At 26.1% G+C, this 26,020-nt stretch carries 22 protein-coding genes; 19 read left to right on the top strand and 3 right to left on the bottom strand.

Going from position 1 to position 26,020, the window contains the following annotated elements:
• Positions 1-327: 327 nt before the first annotated feature.
• Positions 328-588 (top strand): 30S ribosomal protein S20, encoded by a 261-nt coding sequence (gene rpsT, locus BUCIPSTX3056_RS00500; RefSeq protein WP_075474527.1) that lies wholly within the window; start codon positions 328-330, stop codon positions 586-588.
• An 86-nt stretch (positions 589-674) separates the two neighbouring features.
• Here rpsT and dnaJ read toward each other — a convergent pair whose 3' ends face one another.
• Positions 675-1,814 (bottom strand): molecular chaperone DnaJ, encoded by a 1,140-nt coding sequence (gene dnaJ, locus BUCIPSTX3056_RS00505; protein WP_075474528.1) that lies wholly within the window; start codon positions 1,812-1,814, stop codon positions 675-677.
• A 133-nt stretch (positions 1,815-1,947) separates the two neighbouring features.
• A complete protein-coding gene (gene dnaK / locus BUCIPSTX3056_RS00510) occupies positions 1,948-3,864 on the bottom strand; it encodes a molecular chaperone DnaK (RefSeq protein WP_075474529.1) in 1,917 nt (638 codons plus the stop codon).
• A 444-nt stretch (positions 3,865-4,308) separates the two neighbouring features.
• Here dnaK and BUCIPSTX3056_RS00515 point away from each other — a divergent pair, with 444 nt between their 5' ends.
• From BUCIPSTX3056_RS00515 to BUCIPSTX3056_RS00575, 13 genes are all read left to right on the top strand, one after another.
• Positions 4,309-4,617 carry an NADH-quinone oxidoreductase subunit A gene (locus tag BUCIPSTX3056_RS00515; protein WP_172598447.1) on the top strand — a complete coding sequence of 103 codons (309 nt, stop codon included), beginning with the start codon at positions 4,309-4,311 and terminating at the stop codon, positions 4,615-4,617.
• Positions 4,618-4,742: 125 nt separating this feature from the next.
• Positions 4,743-5,420 (top strand): NuoB/complex I 20 kDa subunit family protein, encoded by a 678-nt coding sequence (locus tag BUCIPSTX3056_RS00520; RefSeq protein ID WP_075474531.1) that lies wholly within the window; start codon positions 4,743-4,745, stop codon positions 5,418-5,420.
• 120 nt (positions 5,421-5,540) lie between these two features.
• Positions 5,541-7,343 (top strand): NADH-quinone oxidoreductase subunit C/D, encoded by a 1,803-nt coding sequence (nuoC, locus tag BUCIPSTX3056_RS00525; RefSeq protein ID WP_075475009.1) that lies wholly within the window; start codon positions 5,541-5,543, stop codon positions 7,341-7,343.
• A gap of 1 nt (position 7,344) precedes the next feature.
• Complete coding sequence (nuoE, locus tag BUCIPSTX3056_RS00530) at positions 7,345-7,848, top strand: NADH-quinone oxidoreductase subunit NuoE (protein ID WP_075474532.1); 504 nt, start codon at positions 7,345-7,347, stop codon at positions 7,846-7,848.
• Entirely contained in the window at positions 7,845-9,170 is a 1,326-nt protein-coding gene (gene nuoF, locus BUCIPSTX3056_RS00535) for an NADH-quinone oxidoreductase subunit NuoF (protein ID WP_075474533.1), read from the top strand. Before nuoE ends, nuoF begins: the two co-directional genes overlap by 4 nt.
• Before the next feature lie 114 nt (positions 9,171-9,284).
• The gene (gene nuoG / locus BUCIPSTX3056_RS00540) at positions 9,285-12,023 is read left to right on the top strand and encodes an NADH-quinone oxidoreductase subunit NuoG (protein WP_075474534.1); all 2,739 of its coding nucleotides are present in this window, start codon (positions 9,285-9,287) and stop codon (positions 12,021-12,023) included.
• A 28-nt stretch (positions 12,024-12,051) separates the two neighbouring features.
• Entirely contained in the window at positions 12,052-12,996 is a 945-nt protein-coding gene (gene nuoH, locus BUCIPSTX3056_RS00545) for an NADH-quinone oxidoreductase subunit NuoH (RefSeq protein ID WP_075474536.1), read from the top strand.
• Between the two features lie 13 nt (positions 12,997-13,009).
• The gene (gene nuoI, locus BUCIPSTX3056_RS00550; protein ID WP_075474537.1) at positions 13,010-13,555 is read left to right on the top strand and encodes an NADH-quinone oxidoreductase subunit NuoI; all 546 of its coding nucleotides are present in this window, start codon (positions 13,010-13,012) and stop codon (positions 13,553-13,555) included.
• 8 nt (positions 13,556-13,563) lie between these two features.
• Positions 13,564-14,058: an NADH-quinone oxidoreductase subunit J gene (locus tag BUCIPSTX3056_RS00555; protein ID WP_075474539.1), complete on the top strand. Its 495-nt coding sequence runs from the start codon at positions 13,564-13,566 to the stop codon at positions 14,056-14,058.
• Positions 14,059-14,089: 31 nt separating this feature from the next.
• Positions 14,090-14,392 carry an NADH-quinone oxidoreductase subunit NuoK gene (gene nuoK / locus BUCIPSTX3056_RS00560; RefSeq protein ID WP_075474541.1) on the top strand — a complete coding sequence of 101 codons (303 nt, stop codon included), beginning with the start codon at positions 14,090-14,092 and terminating at the stop codon, positions 14,390-14,392.
• Complete coding sequence (locus BUCIPSTX3056_RS00565) at positions 14,389-16,257, top strand: NADH-quinone oxidoreductase subunit L (RefSeq protein WP_075474543.1); 1,869 nt, start codon at positions 14,389-14,391, stop codon at positions 16,255-16,257. The genes nuoK and BUCIPSTX3056_RS00565 overlap by 4 nt, the downstream gene beginning before the upstream one ends.
• Before the next feature lie 57 nt (positions 16,258-16,314).
• Entirely contained in the window at positions 16,315-17,784 is a 1,470-nt protein-coding gene (locus BUCIPSTX3056_RS00570; protein WP_075474545.1) for a complex I subunit 4 family protein, read from the top strand.
• A 51-nt stretch (positions 17,785-17,835) separates the two neighbouring features.
• Positions 17,836-19,296, top strand: a complete 1,461-nt coding sequence (locus BUCIPSTX3056_RS00575; RefSeq protein ID WP_075474547.1) for an NADH-quinone oxidoreductase subunit N — start codon at positions 17,836-17,838, stop codon at positions 19,294-19,296.
• 293 nt (positions 19,297-19,589) lie between these two features.
• Here the strand turns inward: BUCIPSTX3056_RS00575 and BUCIPSTX3056_RS00580 are convergent, their stop codons facing one another.
• On the bottom strand, positions 19,590-20,537 hold the full coding sequence (locus tag BUCIPSTX3056_RS00580) for a ribose-phosphate pyrophosphokinase (RefSeq protein ID WP_075475011.1): 948 nt from the start codon (positions 20,535-20,537) through the stop codon (positions 19,590-19,592).
• Between the two features lie 224 nt (positions 20,538-20,761).
• On the opposite strand from BUCIPSTX3056_RS00580, the gene prfA reads away from it, so the two are divergent.
• From prfA to pta, 5 genes are all read left to right on the top strand, one after another.
• A complete protein-coding gene (gene prfA / locus BUCIPSTX3056_RS00585; protein ID WP_075474548.1) occupies positions 20,762-21,832 on the top strand; it encodes a peptide chain release factor 1 in 1,071 nt (356 codons plus the stop codon).
• Positions 21,833-21,857: 25 nt separating this feature from the next.
• On the top strand, positions 21,858-22,694 hold the full coding sequence (gene prmC, locus BUCIPSTX3056_RS00590; RefSeq protein WP_075475013.1) for a peptide chain release factor N(5)-glutamine methyltransferase: 837 nt from the start codon (positions 21,858-21,860) through the stop codon (positions 22,692-22,694).
• Between the two features lie 63 nt (positions 22,695-22,757).
• Positions 22,758-23,567 (top strand): tetratricopeptide repeat protein, encoded by an 810-nt coding sequence (locus BUCIPSTX3056_RS00595; RefSeq protein WP_075474550.1) that lies wholly within the window; start codon positions 22,758-22,760, stop codon positions 23,565-23,567.
• Between the two features lie 77 nt (positions 23,568-23,644).
• Positions 23,645-24,847 (top strand): acetate kinase, encoded by a 1,203-nt coding sequence (locus BUCIPSTX3056_RS00600; protein WP_075474552.1) that lies wholly within the window; start codon positions 23,645-23,647, stop codon positions 24,845-24,847.
• Between the two features lie 145 nt (positions 24,848-24,992).
• Positions 24,993-25,979 carry a phosphate acetyltransferase gene (gene pta / locus BUCIPSTX3056_RS00605; RefSeq protein WP_075474554.1) on the top strand — a complete coding sequence of 329 codons (987 nt, stop codon included), beginning with the start codon at positions 24,993-24,995 and terminating at the stop codon, positions 25,977-25,979.
• Positions 25,980-26,020: the final 41 nt, after the last annotated feature.

Consider the following 26,020-nt stretch of genomic DNA (forward strand, 5'->3'; position numbering starts at 1 on the left):
ATATTATATATATAGCATATAGAATTGACGTTTTTTCATATAATAAATAAAATTTTTTATGTTTTTATATATTAAATTGATATATACAAAAGTATATTTGATACTTCTTAGTTAATATTATTGATTGTAAAATATATAGTGATATTATATTAACATGAATAATTTAATTTATTATATATAATAGTTGTTATATATAAATATATAATATATAAGATGCAAATAATGTGTATTTATTACGTAATATTAACATGGTTTATTTTAACTTATTAAGTTAGCAATAGCACACTACTTATTTTTAATATTTTTATTATAGGAGTTATAATTATTTTGGCAAATATAAAATCATCTAAAAAACATGCTGTTTTTTCAGAAAAACGTAGAAAATGTAACGCGAGTAAACGATCTATTATTAAAACGTTTATGAAAAAAGTATACGTTTTTATTCAAGAAAAAGAAAAAAAAAAAGCTTATAAAGAATTTTGTATATTTCAATCTATTATTGATAAATATGCCATGAAAGGAATTATACACGTAAATAAAGCTGCTAGATATAAATCTATATTAATCAAAAATATTAAAAAAATTTAATATATTGTATATTAAATCATTTATTTTTATAACACAAGTATTGCATCTATTATATCGCCGCATAGATAGCAATACCTTCTTTTTTTTTATTTAGTAAGATTCTCAAAAAATCTTTTTACGCTATCAAAGAATCTTTTAGATTTCGGACTATTATTTTTTCCTCTGAAATCACCAAAACTTTTTCCTAATTGGTGTAACAGATTTTTTTGAGATTGATTTAGATTTACCGGTGTTTCTACTATTATTTTACATAATAAATCTCCAGGATATCTTTTTCTTACTGATTTTACTCCTTTTCCTCGTATTCTAAGTAATTTTCCAGATTGTGTTTCGGAAGGTATTTTAAGTTTTAATCTACCTTGCAAAGTAGGTACTTCTATTTCTCCACCTAAAGCAGCAGTAACAAAATTAATAGGTACTTCACAATGTAAGTGATTATCTTCTCGTGAAAATATTGGGTGTTTTTTTACATTTATTTGTATGTATAAATCTCCTGATTGAGCTCCATACCGACCAGATTCTCCTTCATTGTTTAACCGAATACGATCATTAGTATCTACTCCAGAAGGAATTTTGATGGATAATTTTTTAGATGTTTTGATTCGACCTTGTCCATAGCATATTTTACATGGATTTTTTATGACCGTTCCTGTACCGTGGCAGGTCGGGCAAGTTTGTTGAACACTAAAAAATCCTTTTCTCATATGTATTTGTCCGTTTCCGTGACAATATGTGCATGTATTAGAGGTTTTTCCATGCGCTGTTCCTTTTCCGGAACATGAATGACACGTACTTAATGTAGGAATTTTTATTTCTTTTGTAGTTCCTTGAACAGCTTCTTCTAATGTAAGGTTGATATTATATTGTAAATCTGATCCTTTTTCTGTATTTTTTTTTCTGTTATTCCCAAATATATCGCCAAAAACATCACCAAATATATCGTTTAAATCAGATGTTGAAGTAGTAAAACTACTGTGAAAATCACCATTATTTCCGTTTTGTTCAAATGCTGCATGTCCATATTGATCATAAGCAGTTCTTTTTTTTTCATCGCTCAATACTTCATATGCTTGTTTTATTTTTTTAAACTGTTCTTCAGCTTTTTTGTTTCCTTGATTACGATCCGGATGATACCTCATCGCTAGTCTCTTATAAGCTTGTTTTATTTCGCGTTCACTAGCAGTATTAGAAACCTTTAAAATTGTATAGTAATCTTGTTGTGTCATGATTTATTATGATTCCTAATAAGATGTATATAATGTGGGTGCAGAGAAGATTTTCTACACCCAGTAATATAAAATTAGATGTATTTTAGTATATCTAATATATATGTAATTAAATTTTTTTAATAAAAATATTTTATTTTTTTTCTTTTTCTTTTATTTCTTCGAATTCAGCATCAACTACATTTTCATTTTTTTGATTTTTTTCGTCTTGTTTGGGAGGATTGTTTGGTGTTGATTCTTTTTTTAATAATTCTGTTAATTTCAGACTTAACTGCAGTACTGTCTGTATATGTTTATTAATTTCTTCTTTATTTTCTCCTCTTAAAGATAACTCTAATTCTTGTAACGATTTTTCAATGTTTGATTTTGTTTCGGGATCAATTTTGTCTTGACATTCAGATAGTTGTTTTTTTGTACTATGAGAAATTTGATCACCTTGATTTCTAACTTTGATTAGTTCTTCGAACTGTAAATCTTTTTCAGAATTTTCTTGTGCATCATTAATCATTTTTTGTATTTCATCTTGATTTAATCCAGATGAAGATTGTATAGTTATTTTCTGCTCTTTCCCTGTTTTTTTATCTTTTGCAGATACATGTAAAATACCATCTGCATCAATATCAAAAGTTACTTCGATTTGAGGGATTCCTCTCGGAGCCGCTTGAATGCCATCTAAGTTAAATTGTCCGAGAGATTTATTGTCTAAAGCGCGTTTTCTTTCACCTTGCAAGATGTGTATAGTTACTGCAGATTGATTATCTTCAGCTGTTGAAAAAGTTTGACTGTGTTTAGTTGGTATTGTTGTATTTTTGTTAATTAAAGGAGTCATAATACCACCCATTGTTTCGATTCCTAATGACAATGGAGTTACATCAAGTAATAACACATCTTTGACTGCACCGGATAACACTCCGCCCTGAACAGCAGCACCTATAGCCACAGCTTCATCTGGATTTACATCTTTTCTTGGTTTTTTTCCAAAAAATTCTGCTACTTTTTGTTGTACTAAAGGCATACGAGTTTGACCGCCAACTAAAATAATATCATGAATATCTGATATTTTTAATTTAGCGTCTTTTAATGCCACTTCTAATGGTTTTATAGATCTAACAATTAAGTCTTCTACTAATGATTCTAATTTTGCTCTAGTAACTGTGATATTTAAGTGTTTAGGTCCAGTAGAATCTGCCGTAATATAAGGTAAATTTACATCTGTTTGTTTAGTAGAAGATAACTCTATTTTTGCTTTTTCAGCTGACTCTTTTAATCGTTGCATAGCTAAAGGATCGTTACTTAAATCCATTCCATTATTTTTTTGGAATTCTGATACTAAAAAATGGATTAACCGATTATCAAAATCTTCTCCGCCTAGATGTGTATCTCCATTAGTCGATAATACTTCAAATGTTTTTTCTTTATCAACCTCATCAATTTCAATAATTGAAATGTCGAAAGTTCCTCCACCTAAATCATAAACTGCAATTGTTTTGTTTCCTTTGTTTTTATCTAAACCATATGCCAAAGCAGCTGCTGTAGGTTCATTTATTATTCTTCTTACTTCTAATCCCGCTATTTTTCCAGCATCTTTAGTTGCTTGTCTTTGAGCATCATTAAAATATGCTGGTACAGTGATAACAGCTTCAGTAACTGGCGCTCCTAAGTAATCTTCAGCAGTTTTTTTCATTTTTTTTAAAATTTCAGCAGAAATTTGAGGAGGAGCTATATTTTCTTCCTGTATTTTTAGCCATGCATCACCATTTTTTGATTCAATGATATTATATGGCATAATTTTAATATCACGTTGTACTTCTTCATCCTTAAATTTTCTTCCCATTAATCTTTTTATTGCAAATAGTGTATTTCTAGGATTAGTAATCGATTGTCTTTTTGCTGGTTGACCAACTAAAATTTCTTTTTCTTTGGTATATGCAATTACAGATGGAGTGGTACGTTCTCCTTCAGCATTTTCTAATACTTTTGCTTTATTATTATCCATAATAGCCACGCAAGAATTAGTAGTACCTAAATCTATTCCGATAATATGTCCCATTATAATGATCCTTTAATGTAAGTTTTTTATATTTTTAAATATAATTTTTTTAGTCATAAATTAATAAATTTTTTATAATTACTAAAATTTTATAAAATAGATAATATTAATTAAATGGGGTCAGTTTATTCTGCATCAAGGGTAAACAAAAAATATAATTATATTTATAATAATAAAAGTATAAATAATTGTTATTATTATCCAATTAAATATTTTTTAATTAAATTTAATATAATAAAATTATAACTTTTTTTATTTATAAAGTGATACAATTATTTTATTAACTCCTATATATTGAATGTAGAATATAAAATAACGTATTTTTTCTATATTATAATAGGTAATTATTATTAATTAAAATTTTTGAGTTTATAAATGTTTATGAATATTAATGATCAAAATATAAGTTTTATATATTTCGTAGTGTTTAGTTTTTTAATTTGTATGTCAATGTTATTATTAGGACATGTATTAGGAGGTAAATCGTATTTCTATAAAACTCCGCATCCTTTTGAATCAGGTATTATTTCAGTTGGTAGCGCTCGATCGAGAGTACCTATTAAATTTTCTTTGCTCGCTATTCTATTTGTTTTATTCGACATAGAAATATTCTATTTATATATTTGGTCAATTTGTGTGCGGGAGTTAGGTTGGATTGGTTTATTAAAAATTTGTTTTTTTATTAATACTGTATTAATGGCTTTGTTTTATTTGATAAAAAATAATATATTTGAATGGATAGTTTCAGAATAAATATATTTATTTACAGATAAAGCTGAAATTATAAAAATAATGTATTATGTAAGTATTAGCAGTTTTCAAAATAAACACATTTAATAAAATATAATACATATCATAGTTATAAAGGATTCTGAAATATGAAGTATACTTTAACACGTGTTAATACGAATAAAGATGTATCTAAAAAATATCCATTAAATACAGTAAAAACTGTATTTGATCCAATGATACAACAGATAAAAAATAATGTTTTTTTTGGAAAAATTTCTAATTTTTTTCATAATATTGTAAATTGGGGTCGAAAAAATTCTTTATGGCCATATAATTTTGGTTTATCGTGTTGTTATGTAGAAATGGTAACTTCCTTTACTTCTGTTCATGATGTTTCTCGTTTTGGATCAGAAGTGTTACGCACATCACCTCGACAGGCTGATTTTATGGTAATTGCAGGAACACCTTTTATAAAAATGGCTCCTGTAATACAACGGTTGTATGATCAAATGTTAGAACCTAAGTGGGTAATTTCTATGGGATCGTGTGCAAATTCTGGAGGTATGTATGATATATATTCTGTAGTACAAGGTGTTGATAAATTTCTTCCAGTAGACATTTATATACCAGGATGTCCTCCTAGACCAGAAGCATATATACATGCATTAACTTTATTACAAAAATCTATTTCTAAGGAACGCCGTCCTTTATCTTGGATGATTGGTGATCAAGGTATTTATAAACCTAAAATGACATCTGAAAAAGAAAAAAAAAATAAAAATAGAATTGCAGTTATTAATATTAAATGCGAAGATGCTGTATAGTAGATCGTAAATATTATCTGCATTATTAATTATTTATGGATTAAGTATATACATATGTATGTGGTTTTATACACATATTATACAAAAGTTAATATTTTTATAGAGATTAAATTATGTCTGATGTCTATTTTCAAAAAAATTTTTTTTTTGAATGTTAAAAATAAACAGGTTTGTGACGTAAACCCTATTCTTTTTTCGTTAATTAATATGTTTGGAGAAACAAATTTTTATATACAACACACATGTTTTTCGTGTCCTGTTGTATGGGTGAATAGTTCGATTTTAATATCAGTAATTGATTTTTTAAAAAAAAACAGTATTTGTTCATATAACATGCTATTTGATTTACATGGTATCGATGAACGTTTAAGAAGAAATATTGACGATATACCTAACTCTGATTTCACAGTTTTTTATCATTTTTTATCAATTGATGACAATTGTGATATTGTTTTAAAAATAGCTGTATTGAAAAAAAAAATGCGACTACCTTCTATTACTTCCATTTTTTTAAATGCAAATTGGTATGAACGTGAAACCTGGGAAATGTTTGGTATAGAATTTTCCGGACATCCTTTTCTGACTCGTATTTTGATGCCGCAGAACTGGGTGGGACATCCATTACGAAAAGATTATCCATCACATGCAACAGAATTAGATGAATTTTTTTTTACAAAACAAAAAGAAGATGCTGCAATGGATGCTTTACTTTTTCGTCCTGAATTATGGGGTTTACAACCTAATGAACCAGATGGTTCGGAATATATGTTTTTAAATTTTGGGCCTAATCACCCTTCATCACATGGTGCTTTTCGTATTATACTTCAATTAAGTGGAGAAGTAATAGTAAATTGTGTTCCAGATATTGGTTATCATCATCGTGGAGCTGAAAAAATTGCTGAAAGACAATCTTGGCATAATTATATTCCGTATACTGATCGAATAGAATACTTAGGTGGATGTGTTAACGAAATGCCATATATTTTAGCTGTAGAAAAATTGGCAGGTATTGAGGTATCGGATCGTGTTCAGGTAATTAGAATTTTATTATCTGAATTATTTAGAATTAATAGTCATTTGTTATTTATTTCTACATTTATTCAAGATGTAGGCAGTATGAGTGCTGTTTTTTTAGCGTTTACTGATCGTCAAAAAATTTATGATATAATTGAATCTATTACAGGTGCTAGAATGCACCCTGCCTGGTTTCGTATTGGAGGAGTAGCTAAAGATTTACCAGCTAATTGGCATCATTTATTAAAAGAATTTTTAACATGGATGCCCAAAAGATTAAGTTTTTATACCAAAGTAGCTTTAAAAAATAGCATTTTAATTTCTCGATCTAGTGGTGTTGCATCATATGAAAAAAAAGAAGCTTTATCATGGGGAGTGACAGGTTCTGGTTTGAGGGCTACCGGAGTTGATTTTGATATTAGAAAAAAAAGACCTTATTCGGGTTATCAAAATTTTGATTTCGAGGTTCCTATAGGTAATAAGATCAGCGATGCTTATACACGAGTATTACTTAAAGTAGAAGAAATTAGACAAAGTTTGAAAATTCTACACCAGTGTCTATCTAACATGCCGAGTGGTTCTTATAAATCGGAACATCCTCTTACTACCCCACCTATTAAAAATAAATCTTTATTTCATATTGAAAGTATGATTACACATTTTTTGCAAATGTCATGGGGACCTGTATTACCTGTTAATGAAAGTTTTCAAATGATTGAAGCAACTAAAGGAATTAATAGTTATTATATAATTAGTGATGGCAGTTCGACTAGTTATCGAACTCGTATTCGTACTCCTAGTTTTGCTCATTTACAACAAATTCCATCGGTTATATGCGGGCACTTAATATCCGATTTAATTGTTTATCTTGGTAGTATTGATTTTGTCATGTCTGACGTAGATCGTTAAAATATATTTAACATACAAAAAACAGGAAAAATACGTGTTTTATTTAAGTAAAATTGAAATTTCTGAGATTTTATTAAAGAAAAAATGTTATGTAGACTCACAATCAGTATGTATTGAAGCTTTAAAGATTGTTCAAAAACATAGACAATGGATATGTGCAGATGCAATTATAGAAATTGCTAAACTTTTATCTATTCCAGTATGTGATGTAGAAGGTGTGGCAACTTTTTATTGTCATATTTTTAGAAAACCAGTAGGTCGCAATATAATTAGATATTGTGATAGTGTAGTATGTTTTATTAATGGTTATCATAATATTAAAAATCAATTAATGCGTAGTTTAGGTATTAAATCAGGAGAAACTACTAGTGATTGTCAATTTACTTTATTACCTACTTGTTGTTTAGGAGCGTGTGATAAAGGCCCTGTTATGCTGATAAATGAAAATTTATATACTAATCTTACTTCTAAAATAGTGTTGGATTTATTGGATAAATATAAATGAAACATATATTAAAAACACCTGAAACTCATCCTTTAACATGGCGTTTAAAAAAACCATTTAAAACTATCAATATGATTGAATACTGTAATACCGGAGGATACGAATCTTTAAAAAAATCTTTAAAAAATTTTAGTTCTGAACAAATAATTACTCTAGTTAAAAAATCCGGATTACAAGGAAGAGGAGGTGCTGGTTTTTCTACTGGCAGCAAATGGAGTTTGATGCCAAAAAGTTTAATTTTAGAAAATAGATATTTAATTTGTAACGCTGATGAAATGGAACCTGGAACTTATAAGGATAGATTTTTAATAGAATATTGTCCACATCAATTAATAGAAGGGATTATTATAAGCGCTTTTGCTTTACAGGCTACTTGTGGATATATTTTTTTACGGGGTGATTATTATTTGTCAGAGAAGATTTTAAATAAATCAATTTTAGAAGCATATAAAATGGGATTTTTAGGGAAAAATATTTTAAGTAGTGATTTTACATTTGATTTGTTTTTGCATACAGGAGCTGGACGTTATATTTGCGGAGAAGAGACAGCTTTGATCAATTCATTAGAAGGTAAAAGAGCTAATCCTAGATATAAACCGCCTTTTCCGTCTGTCTACGGTCTTTGGGGTAAACCTACGTGTATAAATAATGTTGAAACATTATCTAATATTCCTGCAATTATTTTGTATGGATCAGACTGGTATTTAAATTTATCCCTAGGTAAAGATCCCGGCACTAAAATGCTTGGTTTTTCAGGAAGAGTAAAAAAACCTGGTTTGTGGGAACTACCTCTGGGTACTACAGCCAGAGAAATTTTGGAAGAATATGCAGGAGGTATGCAAAAAAATTTAACATTAAAAGCATGGCAACCGGGTGGAGCAGGAACTAACTTATTATCTTCTCGAGATATTGATATCAATATGGACTTTACTAGTTTGCAAAAAATCGGTAGTCGGTTGGGTACAGGCATTTCTATGGCTATAGATAATGAAATAAATGTTGTATCTTTATTAAAGAATATCGAAACTTTTTTTTCTAGAGAGTCATGTGGTTTTTGCACACCATGCAGGGAAGGTTTGCCTTGGATAGTTAAGATACTACATAGCTTGGATCAAAAAAAAGGACATAAGGGAGATATTTCTCTTTTAGAGGAATTATGTGAGTATTTAGAGCCCGGAAAAACTTTTTGCGCTCATGCTCCAGGAGCGATTTCACCACTTAAAAGTGCAATAAATTTATTTCGTAATGAATTTGAACAAGGTATTAAAAAAACCAAAAATACTACAAAAAATAAAAATATAAATATTATATCGTTAAATTAATAAAATATAAGAGTTAACAATATACTGTTGTATACGTAGTGTTATTTTAATTGTTTTTAAGATTAAATTGTTGTGTATAGTATTAAAGATAATATTTTAAAGTGAGTATTCATAATGGTTAAAATTTATATTGATAAAAAAGTTTTTTTTGTTAAACCATCAGAAAACGTGCTACAAGCGTGTTTGTCAGTAGGCATCAGCCTTCCTTTTTTTTGTTGGCATCCTGCTTTAGGCAGTATTGGTTCTTGCCGGCAATGCGCTATTAAAGTCTATAATAATGATGACGATCAAATCGGATCTATCGTTATGGCATGTATGCTGGAAGTCAAAAATGGTATGAGAATATCAGTTATACACCCTGATGTAAAAAAATTTCAAAAAAGTATTACTGAATTCATGATGTTGAATCATCCTCATGACTGTCCAGTTTGTGCAGAAGGTGGTAACTGTCATTTACAGGATATGACGGTATTAAATCAGCATTATATTCGACGCTATAAATTTAAAAAACGTATTTTTAAAAATCAATATCTAGGACCTTTTATTTCTCATGCAATGAACAGATGTATTACATGTTATCGGTGTGTTCGTTATTATAAAAATTATTCTGGGGGTAAGGATTTTGGAGTGTATGGTTCAAATAATAAAATTTACTTTGGTCGTTTTACAGAAGGTATTTTGGAAAGCGAATATTCCGGAAATTTAGTTGATGTATGTCCAACAGGCGTTTTTACAGATAAAAGTAATATTCATTACTTTTATCGTAAGTGGGATTTACAATATACTCCTAGTGTATGTCATAACTGTAGTATTGGATGTAATATTAGTTTAGGAGAACGTTTAGGTAAATTATGTCGTGTTGATAATCGACAGAATATACATATTAATAAATATTTTTTATGCGATTTAGGTAGATTTGGTTGTAATTATGTAAATTTTAATGATATTACAAAACCTTATAGAATTAAAAATAATAGTATTAAGTTTTTGAATTATTCTTCTGCAATTAAGTTGATTAATAATATTTTTAAAAAAAAATCTAATAGAATTCTAGGAATTGGTTCTGCGAGAGCTAGTATTGAAAGTAATATGGCTTTATCTAATTTAGTTGGATGTGAAAATTTTTCTAATGGAATGTTACCTGAATTGGATAAATGTGTTAGTCTAATTACAGATATTATTAAACGAGGTAGTATACATATTCCTTCTATTGCAGAAATTGAAACGTACGATTCTGTTTTGATTATTAGTGAAGATATTACACAAACTGCAGCTTTGGCAGCTTTATCAGTAAGACAAGCAATTCAAGGTGTATATTCTACTATTGCAGAAAATCATAAAATTCCAATTTGGCATGTTAATGCTATAAAAAATATTGCTCAACTTCAGAAGAATTCATTGTTTATTATTAATGGAAGTGAAACTAAACTAGACGATATTAGTGAAATTTGTTATTACGGTTCTATAAAAGAACAGTTAAAATTTAGTACATTGATATTAGATCATATTAATACTAATATAGATTCTATTAATAATAATGATAAAAAAATTAATATACAAGCTAATTTAATTGCGACAGCATTATGTAATTCAAAAAAACCATTGATTATTTCGGGTACTTCATACAATAATATTGATGTTATTAAAGTATCATTTAACATTGCTCAAGCATTACAAAAAAAGAATTTACCGGTTGGTTTAGCTTTATTTCCTCCATCGGCTAATAGTATCGGGGTATCTTTAATTCCAAGTATTTCTTTGCAAAAAATATTAAATCAAGTTTACATGGAAAAAATTGATGCTTTGATTATTTTAGAAAATGATTTATATCGATTATATGAATCAAAATATGTTAATAATATTTTAAAAAAAATTAATACAATTATTGTTATAGATCATCAGCGCACTAGGATGGTAAAAAAATCTAGTATTTTTCTTCCATGCACTAATTTTTTTGAAAGTTCAGGAAATATTGTTAATTACGAAGCTCGTGTACAACGATTTTTTCGTACACATGATCCTAATTTTTATAACAATACAATATATAAGCTAGATAGTTGGAGATGGATATATGCTATTCAAAATAACGTCTGTTCATTTTCTTCTATTAAGTTATTTACAATTGATAAAATGATGCAATTATGTTCTACATGGAATTCTTTTTTTAAGAGAATATCAAATTCTTCTTTGCCTTCTTCATTTAGAGTACACGGTCAAAAAATTGCTAGATCGTCTATACGTTTTAGCGGTCGTTCTTCTATCTCAGCTGATAAGACTGTACATGAACCAAAATCTCCACTAGATGTAGACAGTATGTTTTCTTTTTCTATGGAAGGAGCTCAAAAAACAGAAAATGATTTTTCTCATATTCCTTTTTCATGGTCTCCGAATTGGAATTCTAATCAATCGTTGTATAAATCCCCTACAGTATTAAATAATCAATTTAATTGTTTGTATAACGGTGTGTTGTTATTTAAAAGATACAAAAAAAAATTTTTTTTAAATTTTTTTATTAAAAAACATTTTAAAATAGAAAAAGTGAATTCGTTGTGTTTTAAAATAATTCCGTTTTATAAATTATTAGGTAGCGAAGAAATGAGTCATAATTATTTTTTGAAAATAATGAAAATAAATTTTGCTTATGCGCTTCTTTGTAAAGAAGACGCTAATAGATTAAAAATTAATAATGGTGATATATTACAATTTCAGATAAACGATCTTGTTTTTAGATTTCCAGTACAATTATCTGAAAATATTAGTATGTTTCATATAGGTTTACCATTAGGATATAAAAAATTACCAACTATTTTTTTTAAAAAATTTGCTATAAATTTAATAAAATATAACCAATAAAATATTTTTTTAAATTGGATTGGATATTATGAAAAATAAAATTTTTTTTGTTATTAGTTTTCTTTTTTTTAGCATTTTCGGAGCTAGTTTTTTAAGTCTAATTGAAAGAAAAATATTAGGTTTATTACAAAATCGATATGGTCCTAATCGAGTTGGCTGGTGGGGGTGTATGCAAATATGTGCTGATGGTATTAAACTTTTGTTTAAAGAAGACTGGATTCCTCCTTTTTGTGACAAAACACTGTTTGTTATTGCTCCTGTGATTTCTTTCATGTCTTTTTTGTGTGTTTTATCCAGTATTCCTATTACTTTGGATTATATGATTATTAATTTAAATATTGGATTGTTGTTTTTTTTTATGATGTCATCATTATCAGTATATGGTGTTTTATTAGCTGGATGGTCTAGTAATAATAAATACGCTTTATTAGGTGCTATTAGATCTGTAGCACAGATGTTAAGTTATGAAATATTTTTAGGTATCTCTTCCTTAGGAACAGTTATTCAATGTGGTTCTTTTAATTTAGTCGATATTGTACATTCACAAACAAGAATATGGAATGTCGTTCCTCAATTCTTTGGTTTTGTTATGTTTTTTATAGCTTGCGTTGCTGTCTGCCATCGACACCCTTTTGATCAACCAGAATCTGAACAAGAGTTAGCTGACGGATATCATATTGAATATTCAGGAATGAAATTTGGTATGTTTTTTGTTGGTGAGTATATTTCTATAATGACTGCATCTGCTTTATTAGTGTGTTTATTTTTTGGTGGTTGGCTAGGACCATTTTTTTCTCCGATAATTTGGTTTTTATTAAAATTTTTATTGTTTGTTTTTTTATTTATTTTATTAAGAGCATCTTTACCAAGACCACGATATGATCATGTTATGATATTTGCATGGAAATTCTGTTTTCCTCTTTCGTTATTAAATTTAATATATACATCTTTTAAAATTTTATTAAAAATATGAGGTTATCATATTTATGAATGTAAAAAATATTTTTTTTAGTTTTTTTAGCCACATACGTAGTATGTTTTTAGTTTTTACAAATATTTTTTCATTACGTGAAACACGATTGTATCCAGAACAACCGTTAAATTTATCTTTACGATATCGCGGTCGCATTGTTTTAACGCGTAATCCGGATGGTTCGGAACGATGTGTTGCATGTAATTTATGTTCTTCGGTTTGTCCGGTTAATTGTATTTCTCTGCAAAAATCAGAAGATATAGAGGGTCGATGGTATTCTAAATTTTTTCGAATTAATTTATCGCGTTGTATTTTTTGTGGATTATGTGAAGAAGCATGCCCAACTGCAGCTATTCAATTGATTCCTGATATAGAGTTAAGTGATTTTAAACGAAAAAACTTGGTTTATGAAAAAAAAGATTTATTAATTTCAGGTACTGGAAAATTTTCTAAATATAACTTTTATTCTGTTTCAGGTGTTACAAATAACAAAAAATCACATGATTTTGTTTCAAAAAAAATATCAAATTGTGTGGATATAACCTCTTTATTACCATAGGAATTTTTATGTCTGTAGTATTTTATTTTCTAAGTTTTTTATCTTTTTTTTTTGCTTTCTTAACAATGATTAGTATTCATCCAGTGTATTCTTTATTATATTTAATTCTTTTAATATGCTCTATTTCAAGTATTTTTTTTGCTCTAGGGGCTATTTTTGTAGGAGCGTTATCAGTAATAATATATGCTGGAGCTATAATGGTTCTATTTATTTTTGTAATCATGATGATTAACAATAATATACAAAAAATGTATATAAAATTAAATCAATCAATGCATTTTTATGAAATTTTAGTTTTTTTATGTACTGTAATAATCTTTTTTATTTTATGGATTCAAATTATTAATGAAAAAAATAAAATTTTATTTTTTAATATAGTGTGTATGAAAAATATTGGTATTTGTTTGTTTAATAAATATTTTTGTTTAGTAGAATTTGTATCTTTGTTTTTATTAGCATCGCTACTTATAGTTTGTTTTTTTTTTAAAAAAATGAGATTTTAATATTTTTATTGAAAAGGAAATATATAAAATTATGTTTTTATTACATCATGGAATAATTTTATCTGTGTCAATTTTTATGCTAGGAATTATATCTTTATTAAAACATAAGAATTTAATATTTATGTTAATTGGTTTGGAATTGCTTACTAATTCTACGTCTTTAGCAATAATATTAGTAGGACATTACTGGAATCAAATAGACGGTCAAATTATGTATATATTTATTATTACTGCTGCAGCTGCTGAAGTAAGTATCATATTAGCGTTTTTTTTAAAAATATATAAAAAATACAATACATTAGATATATTTAAGTTAAGTGAGATGAATAAATGAATTTAATTTATTACGTATTCTTAGTACCTTTAATTAGTTGTTTTTTTTTGATATTTTTACAAAAATTTTGTTTAAAAAATTATGTTTCGGTGATTAGTTTGGTTTCAATTTTTACATCTTTGTTGGTTTTTTTGTATATAGTATATAGTTATTGTAATTTATTTGGTCGTTCAAGAATTTTTTTAATTCCTCTAGTACAATGGATGACAATAAATAAATATAATATTAATTTAAATATTTTAATAGATGTATTATCTTTATCCATGCTAGCAATTGTATTAATTATTGGTTTATGTGTATATTTATTTTCTTGTTGGTATATGCAGAATTCTTCTATGTATATAAAATATTTTATATATATAAATTTATTTATTTTATTTATGTTGATGTTTTCTGTAACGGATAATTTAATAACTATGTTTTGTGCTTGGGAATTAGTTGGAATTTGTTCGTATTTATTAATTGGTTTTTATTCTCATCATAAGGAAAATAGATATTCTGCTATTAAATCTTTTTTAATGACTCGTTTAAGTGATGTATTTTTTTTGATTGCTATTTTTTTTGTTTTTTTAAAATTTAAGACATTAGATTTTATAGTATTAAAATATTATATTCATGAAATTATTTTTTTAAATAATCATACGAATTATTTGTTTTTAATAACATTTTTTTTAACTATTGCAGCAATAGGAAAATCTGCTCAAGTACCATTACATACATGGTTAATAGGGGCTATGGTTGGTCCCACTCCAGCCTCTGCTTTAATTCATGCAGCTACTATGATTATTATGGGCGTTTATTTGATTTTGCGTGTGTATGTTTTATTTACAAACAACTTCTATATACTATTTTTCTTATCTTTAATTGGTTGCTTAACTATTATAATATCTGGTATTTCTGCTGTTTTTGAAAATAACGTTAAACGTATCTTAGCATATTCTACTATGAGTCAAATCGGATATATGTTTATAGCTTTAGGATCTAACAATGCATATGGTGCTTTTATTCATTTGATTTGTCATGCATTTTTTAAATCTTTATTATTTTTGTCTTCTGGTTTTATTATTAAATGTGTTAATGGTGAGCAAAATATTATTAAAATGGGTGGTTTATATAGAAAAATACCGTTAATATATGCGACTTTTTTGATAGGAACTTCATCATTAATATCGTTACCTTTTATTACTTCTAGTTCTTATAGTAAAAATAGTATTTTATTACATTTGATGGTTTGTAAAAACTATTTTTTATTTTTATGTGCGCTAACAGGAGTATTTTTAACCGCTGTTTATTCATTTAGAATGGTATTTTTGATTTTTCATGGTGTTGAAAAATCTAAATTTGTATATTTAAAAAAAAATTTTTTGTGTAATACATCACTGCTAATATTAAGTGTAGGTTGTACTCCTTTAACGTGGTACATAATTTCATGTATTTTAAATAAAATATATCAGGTCTCATATACAGAAGGTTTAAATATTTTTTACATAGAATGTATATCTATTGTTATATCTGGATTGGGTGTTTTCGTATCGTATATGTTTTGTATACGAAAAAATTTTTATTTTACGAATTATTATTTACGTAATATATTTCATCTGTTTTACACTTTAATTATAAATTATTGGTTTTTTGATGTTTTTTATTTTTATGTATTTATACAATCGTATTGTAATCTTTCAAATTATTTAAATAGAATAAATTCCTTATATATAGAAAATTTATTTTTAAATCAGATTTTTTTAATAAAAAAAAGAATATTTAACATTCCTTCAGTAAATATTGTTTACCACATTAGATGGTATGTTTTTTGTTTGACTGTAGTTCTATTCACAATTTTTATAATTAATAATAATTACATATAATTTAAATATTTTTTGTGTATTTATTACATAAATATATAGTAAGGGTAACATCATTTTATGATACTTTTGATTTTTTTATTAGTGCCGCTTTTAGGGGCAATACTTGCGCTAGTAACGGGTTTTCTAGATAATCGAATTCCTCGTTATATAGCTATTTTTTCAATGATAACTTGTTTATTAACATCATTGTTTTGTTATTATAACTATAATGTATTTTCAGGAAATACTTCGGTAGATACATTTATGGTATTATTTTATAAATCTTGGTTTCCACAATACGGAATTTCTATTTATCTAGGTTTAGATAAATTATCATTATTGATGGTTTTTTTAACTTCTTTAATGGGTGTATGCTCTATATATTGCGAATGGAATACTTGTGAAAGTAAAATAGGAGTATTTTATTTTTGTTTACTATTAATTATATTAGGTATGTTCGGTATTTTTTTATCCCTAGACATGCTTTTATTTTTTATATTTTGGGAAATCATATTAATTCCAATGTATTTTCTTATTGTTTTTAAAAACGGTGTTGTGATTAAACACGGTAGTATTGTTTATGCCGCGCGCAAATTTTTTATATATTCACAGATATCAGGTATATGTTTATTATGGTTTGTTATAAATATAGTTTGCATGTATTACAGTCATTATGGTGTTTGGACGTTTAATTATTTTATGTTAAAAAAATTGCATATATCTGTTTATACTCAATTTTTTTTAATATATAGTTTGTTGTTATCTTTGATAATAAAAATACCACTGTTTCCTTTTCATAACTGGTTACCTGATACTCAGGAATTCATTTCTACTTCAGGATCTGTAGATTTAGTTGGAATTTTATTGAAACCAGCTATATATGGGTTATTACGATTCTATTTAGTTTTTTTTTCACATACATCTCGTAGTTTTTCTTTTTGTTGTGTAGTAATAGGATTATTTTCCATGTTTTATGGTTCTGTTATGGCTTTTTCTCAAACGAATATAAAACGATTAATGGCGTATTCTTCTATTTCCAGTATGGGAGTCATTTTTGCAGCGTTAAATAGCAAAGCTGTTTTTTTACAGAACGGTGTTATTTTATATTTATTTTCTTATATTATTTCAATGGCTGCATTATTAATTATTATTGGAAAAATATTTACTCATATTAAGACTCAAAATATTTTAAATATGCGAGGAATATGGTCGTATATGAGTATTATACCTGCTTTTTTTTTGTTTTTTTCTTTTTCAGTGTTGAATATTCCTTTAACAGGAAATTTTAGCGGAGAATTTTTGATGTTATTTAGTATTTTTACATTTGATCCTGTTTTAGGTTGTTTGTTTAGTTTTGGTTTGTTTTTTTCATCTATTTATTTATTAAGAATGATACTGCATGTATGTTATGGTTCTAAAAAGTTTTTTTTAGTATCAAATGAATTAAATATTTTTGATTTTATCATACTAATTTTTTATACATTTTTGGTAATTTTTTTAGGATTGTTTCCTACACTTTTTTTAAAATCTGTATATGCTATTTCATAGCATAGTTTATTTTAAAAATATATACAATATTAATAATTAGGTAATAAAATTATGATTAGATTATTTGATACCATTATTCCAATAATACCAATTTTATTATTAATTTTTTCTATAATAGGAGTATTTTGTATTTCTTTTTACAGAAAGAATATATATTTGGGATTTATGATTTCTATAATCAGTATTTTGTTTAGTATGTTAACTGTCTTGTATTCAAGAATATTTATTAAAGAATATATTTCTGAATTAATTAAAATTGATAAATATTCATATTTTTTTATATTCATGATACTTTTTTCAAGTTTATATACTTGTATTTTTGCATATCCCTGGTTATTAAAAAAAAATTTCTATAAAACAGAATTTTACTTATTTATTTTACTAGCTTCTTTGGGGGGGATTTTAGTATCTATTTCGCATCATTTTGCTGCTTTATTTATAGGAATAGAATTATTATTTTTTTCTATGCTAGGTATTTTAATTTTTTTTTCAAAATGTAATAATCATTTTTTTTCTATTTTAGTATACTTAATAGTATCAGTTTTTTCGTCTGCAATATTGTTATTAGGATGTTCTTTTATATATCTAGTTTCAGGTAGATTGTGTTTTTCCTTTTTAAAATATATATTTATATACTATCCATCTATTATGTATAGCAATATGATGTTATATGGAATCAGTATGATTTTTTTGTCTATTTGTTTTAAATTGTCTTTATTTCCTTTACATACTTGGTCTCCTGATATATATCAATATACTAATTCATGTGCATTACTATATTTTTCTACTGTCACCAAGATTTCTGTTTTGTCTTGTTTATTGCGTTTTTTTTATTATATTCCTTATATAGTAAAGATAAAATCATTATATTTAATTTTATACTACATAGCTATTTTTTCTATATTTTTAGGAAACATAGCAGCTATTTTTCAAAAAGAAGCTCAGAGATTAATTGGATATTTATCTATTTCTAATTTCGGAATTATTTTAATAGTTATGTTAACATATCCTTATCCTGAATACATATATATGATAAAACATATATGCATATATGTTTTTGGTTATTTATTGGGATTAATTGGTTTTTTTAGTATTAAAAGTGTTATGGATTTTAACACCGCTAGTAGTGATATTAATAATATTCAAAATATCTCTTTAACAGGGTTATATTTGTATAATCCTTTTTTAGGAAGTGTAATGACAATAATTTTTCTATCTTTATCTGGATTTCCATTAACTTTAGGATTTTGGGGAAAATTTTTTGTTTTTAAACATTTACTGCACAAACATTTTTTTATGACAACTATGTTAATCATGTTAAGTAGTATTATGGGAGTATGTAGTTATTTACACATAATTCATAGTTTATATTGTCAGCCGAGTTTTTTGTCAAAAAAAAATTCTTTAGTTCATATAAATATGACTATAATTCAAAAATTTTTAATCATATTTATTGGAATAATTCTAATAGTTTTAGGGTTATTCCCGCAGATGCTTTTTAAGATATTTTAATGATATGTACAGAAAAATACTTTATGATTTATTTATTAAGAATTTTTTAAATAATTTAATACATATTGTAAAAATTATTCTATGAATAGATTTTTATTAAGAAAGATATTTGTATGAAATTAATTTATTTTATTGAAATACTTGGTTTGTGAGTTTATTTTCTAAAAAATATAATGTTGGAGTTTTTTCCAACATTTTATTATCACAAATCGTGTTACTGATGTTGTATTTAAAAAAAATAATTCTAATATTAATAATTAGATACATTATATGAAATATTAAAAAATTGTTTTTTAATAAATAAACATTTCTGAAATTGATTCTTCTTTATGAATTCGTTGAATAGCCTCTGCTAACATCCCGGATACAGTTAGTATTTTTGTGTTTTTTAAACTCTTGAGTTTTTTAGATACTGAAATGGTATCACATACTATGATTTTATCTATATATGAATTTGTTATATTTTGAACAGCTAAACCTGAAAAAATAGGATGTGTAGCGTATGCATATATACTGCGCGCACCATTTTTTTTGAGTGCTTGAGCAGCTTTGCACAAAGTAAAACCTGTGTCTATTATATCATCAATCAAGATACAATCTCTATTTTGTATTTTTCCAATAATATTCATTACTCGAGAAACGTTTACGTTTGGTCGACGTTTGTCGATAATTGCCATATCAGAATCATTTAATAGTTTTGCAATAGTGCGTGTTCTAATAATTCCACCAATATCTGGTGATACAAATACTGGATTTAGAAAATTGATTTTTGATAATTTTTTTAATAATAACATACTACTTGAAATATTATCTATAGGAATATCAAAAAATCCTTGAATTTGTTCAGCGTGCAAATCAATAGTTAGAATGCGATCTACTCCTACATTTGATAAAAAATCGGCAATTACTTTAGCTGTAATAGGCACTCTAGACGATCTAATTCTTCTGTCTTGTCGAGCATATCCAAAATATGGAATTACAGCAGTTATACGTCCTGCAGACGCACGTCTTAATGCGTCTATCATGATAATTAATTCCATTACGTTATCATTCGTCGGTGAGCATGTGGATTGTATTAAAAAAACATCAGATCCTCTAATGTTTTCATGGATTTGCACACTAATTTCTCCATCACTAAACTTACTTACTGTAGCTTTTCCCATCGCGGTATTTAAATGATTGGCAATTTTTTTCGCTAAACACGGAACTGAATTTCCAGAAAATAATTTGATTTGTTCCATTTTCATCCTCTCATCACTTATACGATGAATTTTTATTAAAATGTATAGCTTATATACATATTGTGTTTTATATAACATATATAAATATTAATTTAAAAATAATTCATTATATTAAATGAATTATTCTTACAATATATTTTTAGTCATATTATAATATAAAATATATATATTTTTATATTATTTTTTTATATTTTTATTATAGTATGTTAAACAGGTTTATTGTTATGAAAAAATCAATAATTTTAAAATTACAACATGTAATAAAAAGATATTCTGAATTAGAATCTTTATTATCTTCTCATTACTCAGTTTTTGATAAAAAAAAATTTTCTATATTATCAAGAGAACGAGCAGAATTATTTGAATTACGTGAATCATTTTTATTATGGTTAAAAATAAAGTCAGAAATAAAAATCAATAAAGAATTGTTACAAGATTCTGTTATTGGTAAATTAGCAGAAGAAGAATTGTATGTTTTATTAAAAAAAAAAAAGGACATTGAAAAAAAAATAAAACAATTGTTGATTCCTGCTGATCCATATGATCAAAATAGTTGTTTTATTGAAATCAGAGCTGCTACAGGAGGATCAGAAGCTGCTATTTTTTCTGGAGAATTGTGTAGAATGTATATGAAATACGCTGATTTAAAATCTTGGAGCGTAAGTATTATTAATATGCATGAAGGAGAACAAGGAGGTTATAAGGTAATTATTTTGAAAGTTACAGGAACGGGTGTTTGTAAATGTTTAAAGTTTGAATCAGGAGGTCATAGAGTTCAAAGAGTTCCACAAACAGAGTCGCAAGGTCGCGTACATACTTCAACATGTACAGTGGCGATTATGCCTGAAGCTCCTAAGTCAAAAAAAATTGTGTTAAATATTACTGATTTAAAAATCGATACATTTCGTTCTTCTGGAGCAGGAGGGCAACATGTCAATACAACAGATTCTGCAGTTCGTATTACCCACATTCCGACAGGCAATGTAGTTGAATGCCAAGATGAACGTTCTCAACATAAAAATAAAGAAAAAGCATTGTCAGTTTTATCTGCTAAAATTTATTCTGAAATCAATGCAAAACAAGCATTAGAAAATTCATTAATGAGAAAAAATTTATTAGGCACAGGTTCTAGATCAGATCGAAATAGAACATATAATTTTCCTCAAAATAGAGTAACCGATCATCGTATTAATTTGACATTGTATCGTTTAAATGAAATTTTATTAGGTAAATTAGATTTATTAATAGAACCTTTATTACAAGAGTATCAGGCGGATTTATTATTAATGATGTAAGAGAATTAAAGTGGTATATACTATAATGAACATTGAAATGTGGTTATATATTTCTAAAAAAAAATTAATTAATAGTTCAACACCTCAATTAGACGTAGAGACACTGATGTGTTACGTATTAAAATATTCAAAAAAAACACTATTCTTAAATTATAGTACAGTTATAGATTGTGATAGTTTGTTAAAACTAAACTATTTATTATGTAGAAGAATGTTAGGTGAACCTATTGCGTATATTATAAATAAAAAAGAATTTTGGTCATTGTCTTTGTTTGTTTCTTCTGCTGTATTAATTCCTAGACCTGATACAGAACTATTAATTGAATTAGTTACATTGCATACTTATTTAAAAAATGAATTTATTTTAGATTTAGGAACAGGTAGTGGTTCCATAGCCCTTGCTTTAGCTCGTGAATACCCTTCTTGTAAAATTATGGGTATTGATAATAGTTTACAAGCTTTGTCTGTAGCACGATATAATGCACGAAAGCTAAATATTAATAATGTTTTTTTTATATATAGTGATTGGTTTTCGCACGTTCCTTTAAGAAAGTTTCATATAATTGTGTGCAATCCTCCGTATTTATCTAAACAAGATTTTTATAGATCTATAAAAGATTTAGTTTTTGAACCGTATAATTCTTTAGTTTCTGGAAAGTATGGGATAGAATGTATACAGCATATTATAGTTAATGCTTATCGGCATTTTACTTCTATAGGCTGGTTATATGTTGAACATTGTTATAAACAAACTAAAATAGTAAGAAAAATTTTCAAAAATAATTTTTTTGTAAAAATATCTTCTATAAAGGATTACTCGAATCGTAGAAGAGTTACTTTTGGTTGTTTGTTAAAAAATTAGTAATTTTTATAAAAAATTTTGTATATATATTTTAATTTTATTAATGATTATTTAGGATAATATATGATAGATTTGCATGATATTGATTTTTCTAAAATGTCTTTGTGTGAAGTTATGATCAAAATTATGGCAGATATTCGTGATGATTTTTCTGAAACAAAAATTATGAATGCGTGTAAAGAAAAAATACAGGAAGCTACTTTATTTGTTTCTAATAGATTAACAGAAAAAAAAAAAATAGAAAAACTACTATTTTTGTTTTATAAAATTTGGAAGTTTGGTAGTTCTTCTTCAAAATATAAAGTATCTGATATGATTTGGTTAGATAAAGTAATATTGTCTAATCAAGGTAATTCTTTTTCTTTAGGTATAATATTAATATATATTGCTAGCCATTTGAACGTGTTGATTACTCCTGTAATTTTTCCAACACAGTTAATTTTAAAATTTAAAAATTTAGAAAAGCAATTATTTTATATTGATCCTATTAATGGAGAAATAATTAATAAACATACTTTGAAAATATGGTTACAAGGTAATATAAGTCCTTCTGCAGAATTAATAAATAGTCATTTACAAGACTCTCAACCATTGGTTGTAACTCAAAAAATTTTAGATATTTTAAAAATTGCTTTACTTGAAGAAAAAAACATTGAATTAGCTTTAAACGTAAGTAATATTTTATTAAGATTAAAACCTAAAGATCCATATGAAATTCGAGATAGAGGATTAATTTTTTCTCAATTAAATTGTTATCATATAGCTATTTCAGATTTATTATATTTTATTGAAAAGTGTCCTGAGGATCCTATTAGTGATATAATAAAAATGCAAATTCATTCTATTGAACAAAAAAAAATTATTTTTCATTAAATTTGATTTTTTTAATTATTAAAAAGTGTGATTTTTATATTTTTTAAAGAAAAATATATTATAGAAAGAGATATAATATGAAAAAAAAATTAATTTTAGTATTAAATTGTGGTAGTTCTTCTGTTAAATTTTCAGTTATAGATCCTGTTTTAGAAATAACTTATTTAGATGGAATTTTAGACATTATAAATTCTAAGATATCTTTAATGATTAAAAATTTAGTTCAAAATACAACATTATTTAAAAAATTTAAACAAATAAATTCGTATAATGAATTAATTGAATTAATTTTTACTACATTGTTTTGTAAATATAAAAATTATTTAGATAATATAGTAGGTATAGGGCATCGAGTAGTACATGGGGGACCATTTTTAAAAAAATCAATGATTGTTAATTCTGATGTTTTATTAAAAATTCAACGATCATCTATTTTTGCTCCATTACATAATCCTTTTCATGTTACTGCCATTAAAGTAGCGTTGCAGCAGATGTTAATGTTACAACACAAAAATGTAGTGGTATTCGATACTTCTTTTCATCATACCATACCAAAAAAAGCGTTTTTATATGCTATTCCTTATAAATTTTATAAGGATCATTTTATTCGTCGATATGGTGCTCACGGGATTAATCATTTATATGTATTAAAAAAAAGTTCTTTGATTTTAAAAAGACCCATAAATCGTTTAAATATTATTAGTTGTCATTTGGGCAGTGGATCTTCAATTACAGCTATAGTAAACGGGCAATCTGTAGATACTTCTATGGGTTTTACTCCTCTAGAGGGATTAGTCATGGGAACTCGTTGTGGAGATATTGATCCGTGTATAATTTTTTACATGGTTAATGAATTAAATATTCCAGTTAACGAAGTTCAAAAAATATTAACTAAAGAATCCGGAGTATTAGGTATTAGTTCTATAACTAGTGATTTTAGAGAATTAGAAGAAAAATACGACACTCATAAACTAGCAAAATTATCCATTAATATTTTTTGTTATCGGGTTTCTAAATATATTAGTGGATATTCTTCATTAATGGAAGGAAGGTTGGATGCTGTTATTTTTACCGGAGGTATTGGAGAAAATTCTAGTTTTATTCGTCAAAAAATTATACACAAATTATCTTTACTAAATTTGTTTATTGATACAAAAAAAAACAAAACAAGTCATAAAAAAAATATATTTATAAATAAAATAGGTAGTATACCTATACTTGTTATATCAGCAAACGAGAACTATATTATTGCTCAAGAAACATATAATTTAGTTGTATAGACATTACATGTACTGGTATAAAATTATATGTAATGCATCTTTTAATTCGTATATATATTTTACTTGAAACATTTTTATATAAATTATATAGAATGTTACTAAATTATTTTTTTTAATTTTATTTATTACGTTGATTAATATATTTATGAAAAATTATGTAGAGAAATTTAAATTATTTTTACAAAAAAAAGCTAGTTCTAAGATCAAAAAAATTGTTTTTCCTGAAGGTAATGATATAAAAATTATTGAAGCTGCTTCTATATGTAGTCAATTAAATATATCAAAATGTGTTTTGTTGGGAGATTATAATTATATTAATAATTTTTCTATAAAAAATAATTTTTTGTTAAATAACAATATTATAGTTATTAATCCTGATAGTATTCGAAAAGATTATGTACAAAGTTTATTTCGATTAAGACAAAATAAAGATATATTTAATTTAAAAAAAGCTTCGGATGTGTTGCGCAATGATATAATATTATCATTAATGATGTTGAACGATAATGATGTAGATGGTGTTGTAGCAGGAATAACGCATTCCACAGCGGATATTGTACGTCCGACATTTCAGTTGATACAAAATAATCATAAAGATTCATTTGTATCATCAGTTTTTTTGATGCTTTTTCCAAATAAAGTCTTAGTATACGGAGATTGTGCTATTAACAAATATCCAGATGCAAATATATTAGCTAAAATTGCAATTCAATCTGCTAATACAGCAAAATCTGTGGGAATATTTCCAAAAATAGCAATGTTATCGTATTCTACTGATACTTCAGGATCTGGTAAATCTGTCGATAAGATTAGAAAATCTATCAGTATTGTAAAGAATATTCAATCAGATTTATTAATTGATGGACCTATGCAATATGACGCTGCTATTTCACCGGCAATAGCAAAAAAAAAGTTTCCTAGTTCTTTAGTCGCGGGTCAAGCTACTGTTTTAATATTTCCTGATTTAAATTCTGGAAACATTACATATAAAGCGGTTCAACAATCTTCCGGGATTATATCAATCGGACCTATTTTACAAGGTTTACGAAAACCAGTAAATGACTTATCTCGTGGAGCGACTGTTCAGGATATAGTATATACTACCGCTATGACTGTTATTCAGTCGTTTTGATATCTTAAAACAATACACCATAATTTTTATACTGAATTCGT

This window comes from Buchnera aphidicola (Cinara pseudotaxifoliae) (assembly GCF_900128595.1).
GTDB lineage: Bacteria > Pseudomonadota > Gammaproteobacteria > Enterobacterales > Enterobacteriaceae > Buchnera_F > Buchnera_F aphidicola_J.

Coding starts and splice junctions, on each gene's coding strand:
- BUCIPSTX3056_RS00520 (WP_075474531.1), top strand. CDS start 4,743: ATGAAGTATACTTTAACACGTGTTAATACGAATAAAGATGTATCTAAA.
- BUCIPSTX3056_RS00555 (WP_075474539.1), top strand. CDS start 13,564: ATGTCTGTAGTATTTTATTTTCTAAGTTTTTTATCTTTTTTTTTTGCT.
- nuoG (WP_075474534.1), top strand. CDS start 9,285: ATGGTTAAAATTTATATTGATAAAAAAGTTTTTTTTGTTAAACCATCA.
- BUCIPSTX3056_RS00600 (WP_075474552.1), top strand. CDS start 23,645: ATGAAAAAAAAATTAATTTTAGTATTAAATTGTGGTAGTTCTTCTGTT.
- nuoI (WP_075474537.1), top strand. CDS start 13,010: ATGAATGTAAAAAATATTTTTTTTAGTTTTTTTAGCCACATACGTAGT.
- prfA (WP_075474548.1), top strand. CDS start 20,762: ATGAAAAAATCAATAATTTTAAAATTACAACATGTAATAAAAAGATAT.
- nuoF (WP_075474533.1), top strand. CDS start 7,845: ATGAAACATATATTAAAAACACCTGAAACTCATCCTTTAACATGGCGT.
- pta (WP_075474554.1), top strand. CDS start 24,993: ATGAAAAATTATGTAGAGAAATTTAAATTATTTTTACAAAAAAAAGCT.
- BUCIPSTX3056_RS00575 (WP_075474547.1), top strand. CDS start 17,836: ATGATTAGATTATTTGATACCATTATTCCAATAATACCAATTTTATTA.
- nuoC (WP_075475009.1), top strand. CDS start 5,541: ATGTCTATTTTCAAAAAAATTTTTTTTTTGAATGTTAAAAATAAACAG.
- prmC (WP_075475013.1), top strand. CDS start 21,858: ATGAACATTGAAATGTGGTTATATATTTCTAAAAAAAAATTAATTAAT.
- BUCIPSTX3056_RS00580 (WP_075475011.1), bottom strand. CDS start 20,537: ATGGAACAAATCAAATTATTTTCTGGAAATTCAGTTCCGTGTTTAGCG.
- BUCIPSTX3056_RS00595 (WP_075474550.1), top strand. CDS start 22,758: ATGATAGATTTGCATGATATTGATTTTTCTAAAATGTCTTTGTGTGAA.
- BUCIPSTX3056_RS00515 (WP_172598447.1), top strand. CDS start 4,309: ATGTCAATGTTATTATTAGGACATGTATTAGGAGGTAAATCGTATTTC.
- BUCIPSTX3056_RS00570 (WP_075474545.1), top strand. CDS start 16,315: ATGATACTTTTGATTTTTTTATTAGTGCCGCTTTTAGGGGCAATACTT.
- nuoH (WP_075474536.1), top strand. CDS start 12,052: ATGAAAAATAAAATTTTTTTTGTTATTAGTTTTCTTTTTTTTAGCATT.
- nuoK (WP_075474541.1), top strand. CDS start 14,090: ATGTTTTTATTACATCATGGAATAATTTTATCTGTGTCAATTTTTATG.
- BUCIPSTX3056_RS00565 (WP_075474543.1), top strand. CDS start 14,389: ATGAATTTAATTTATTACGTATTCTTAGTACCTTTAATTAGTTGTTTT.
- dnaK (WP_075474529.1), bottom strand. CDS start 3,864: ATGGGACATATTATCGGAATAGATTTAGGTACTACTAATTCTTGCGTG.
- dnaJ (WP_075474528.1), bottom strand. CDS start 1,814: ATGACACAACAAGATTACTATACAATTTTAAAGGTTTCTAATACTGCT.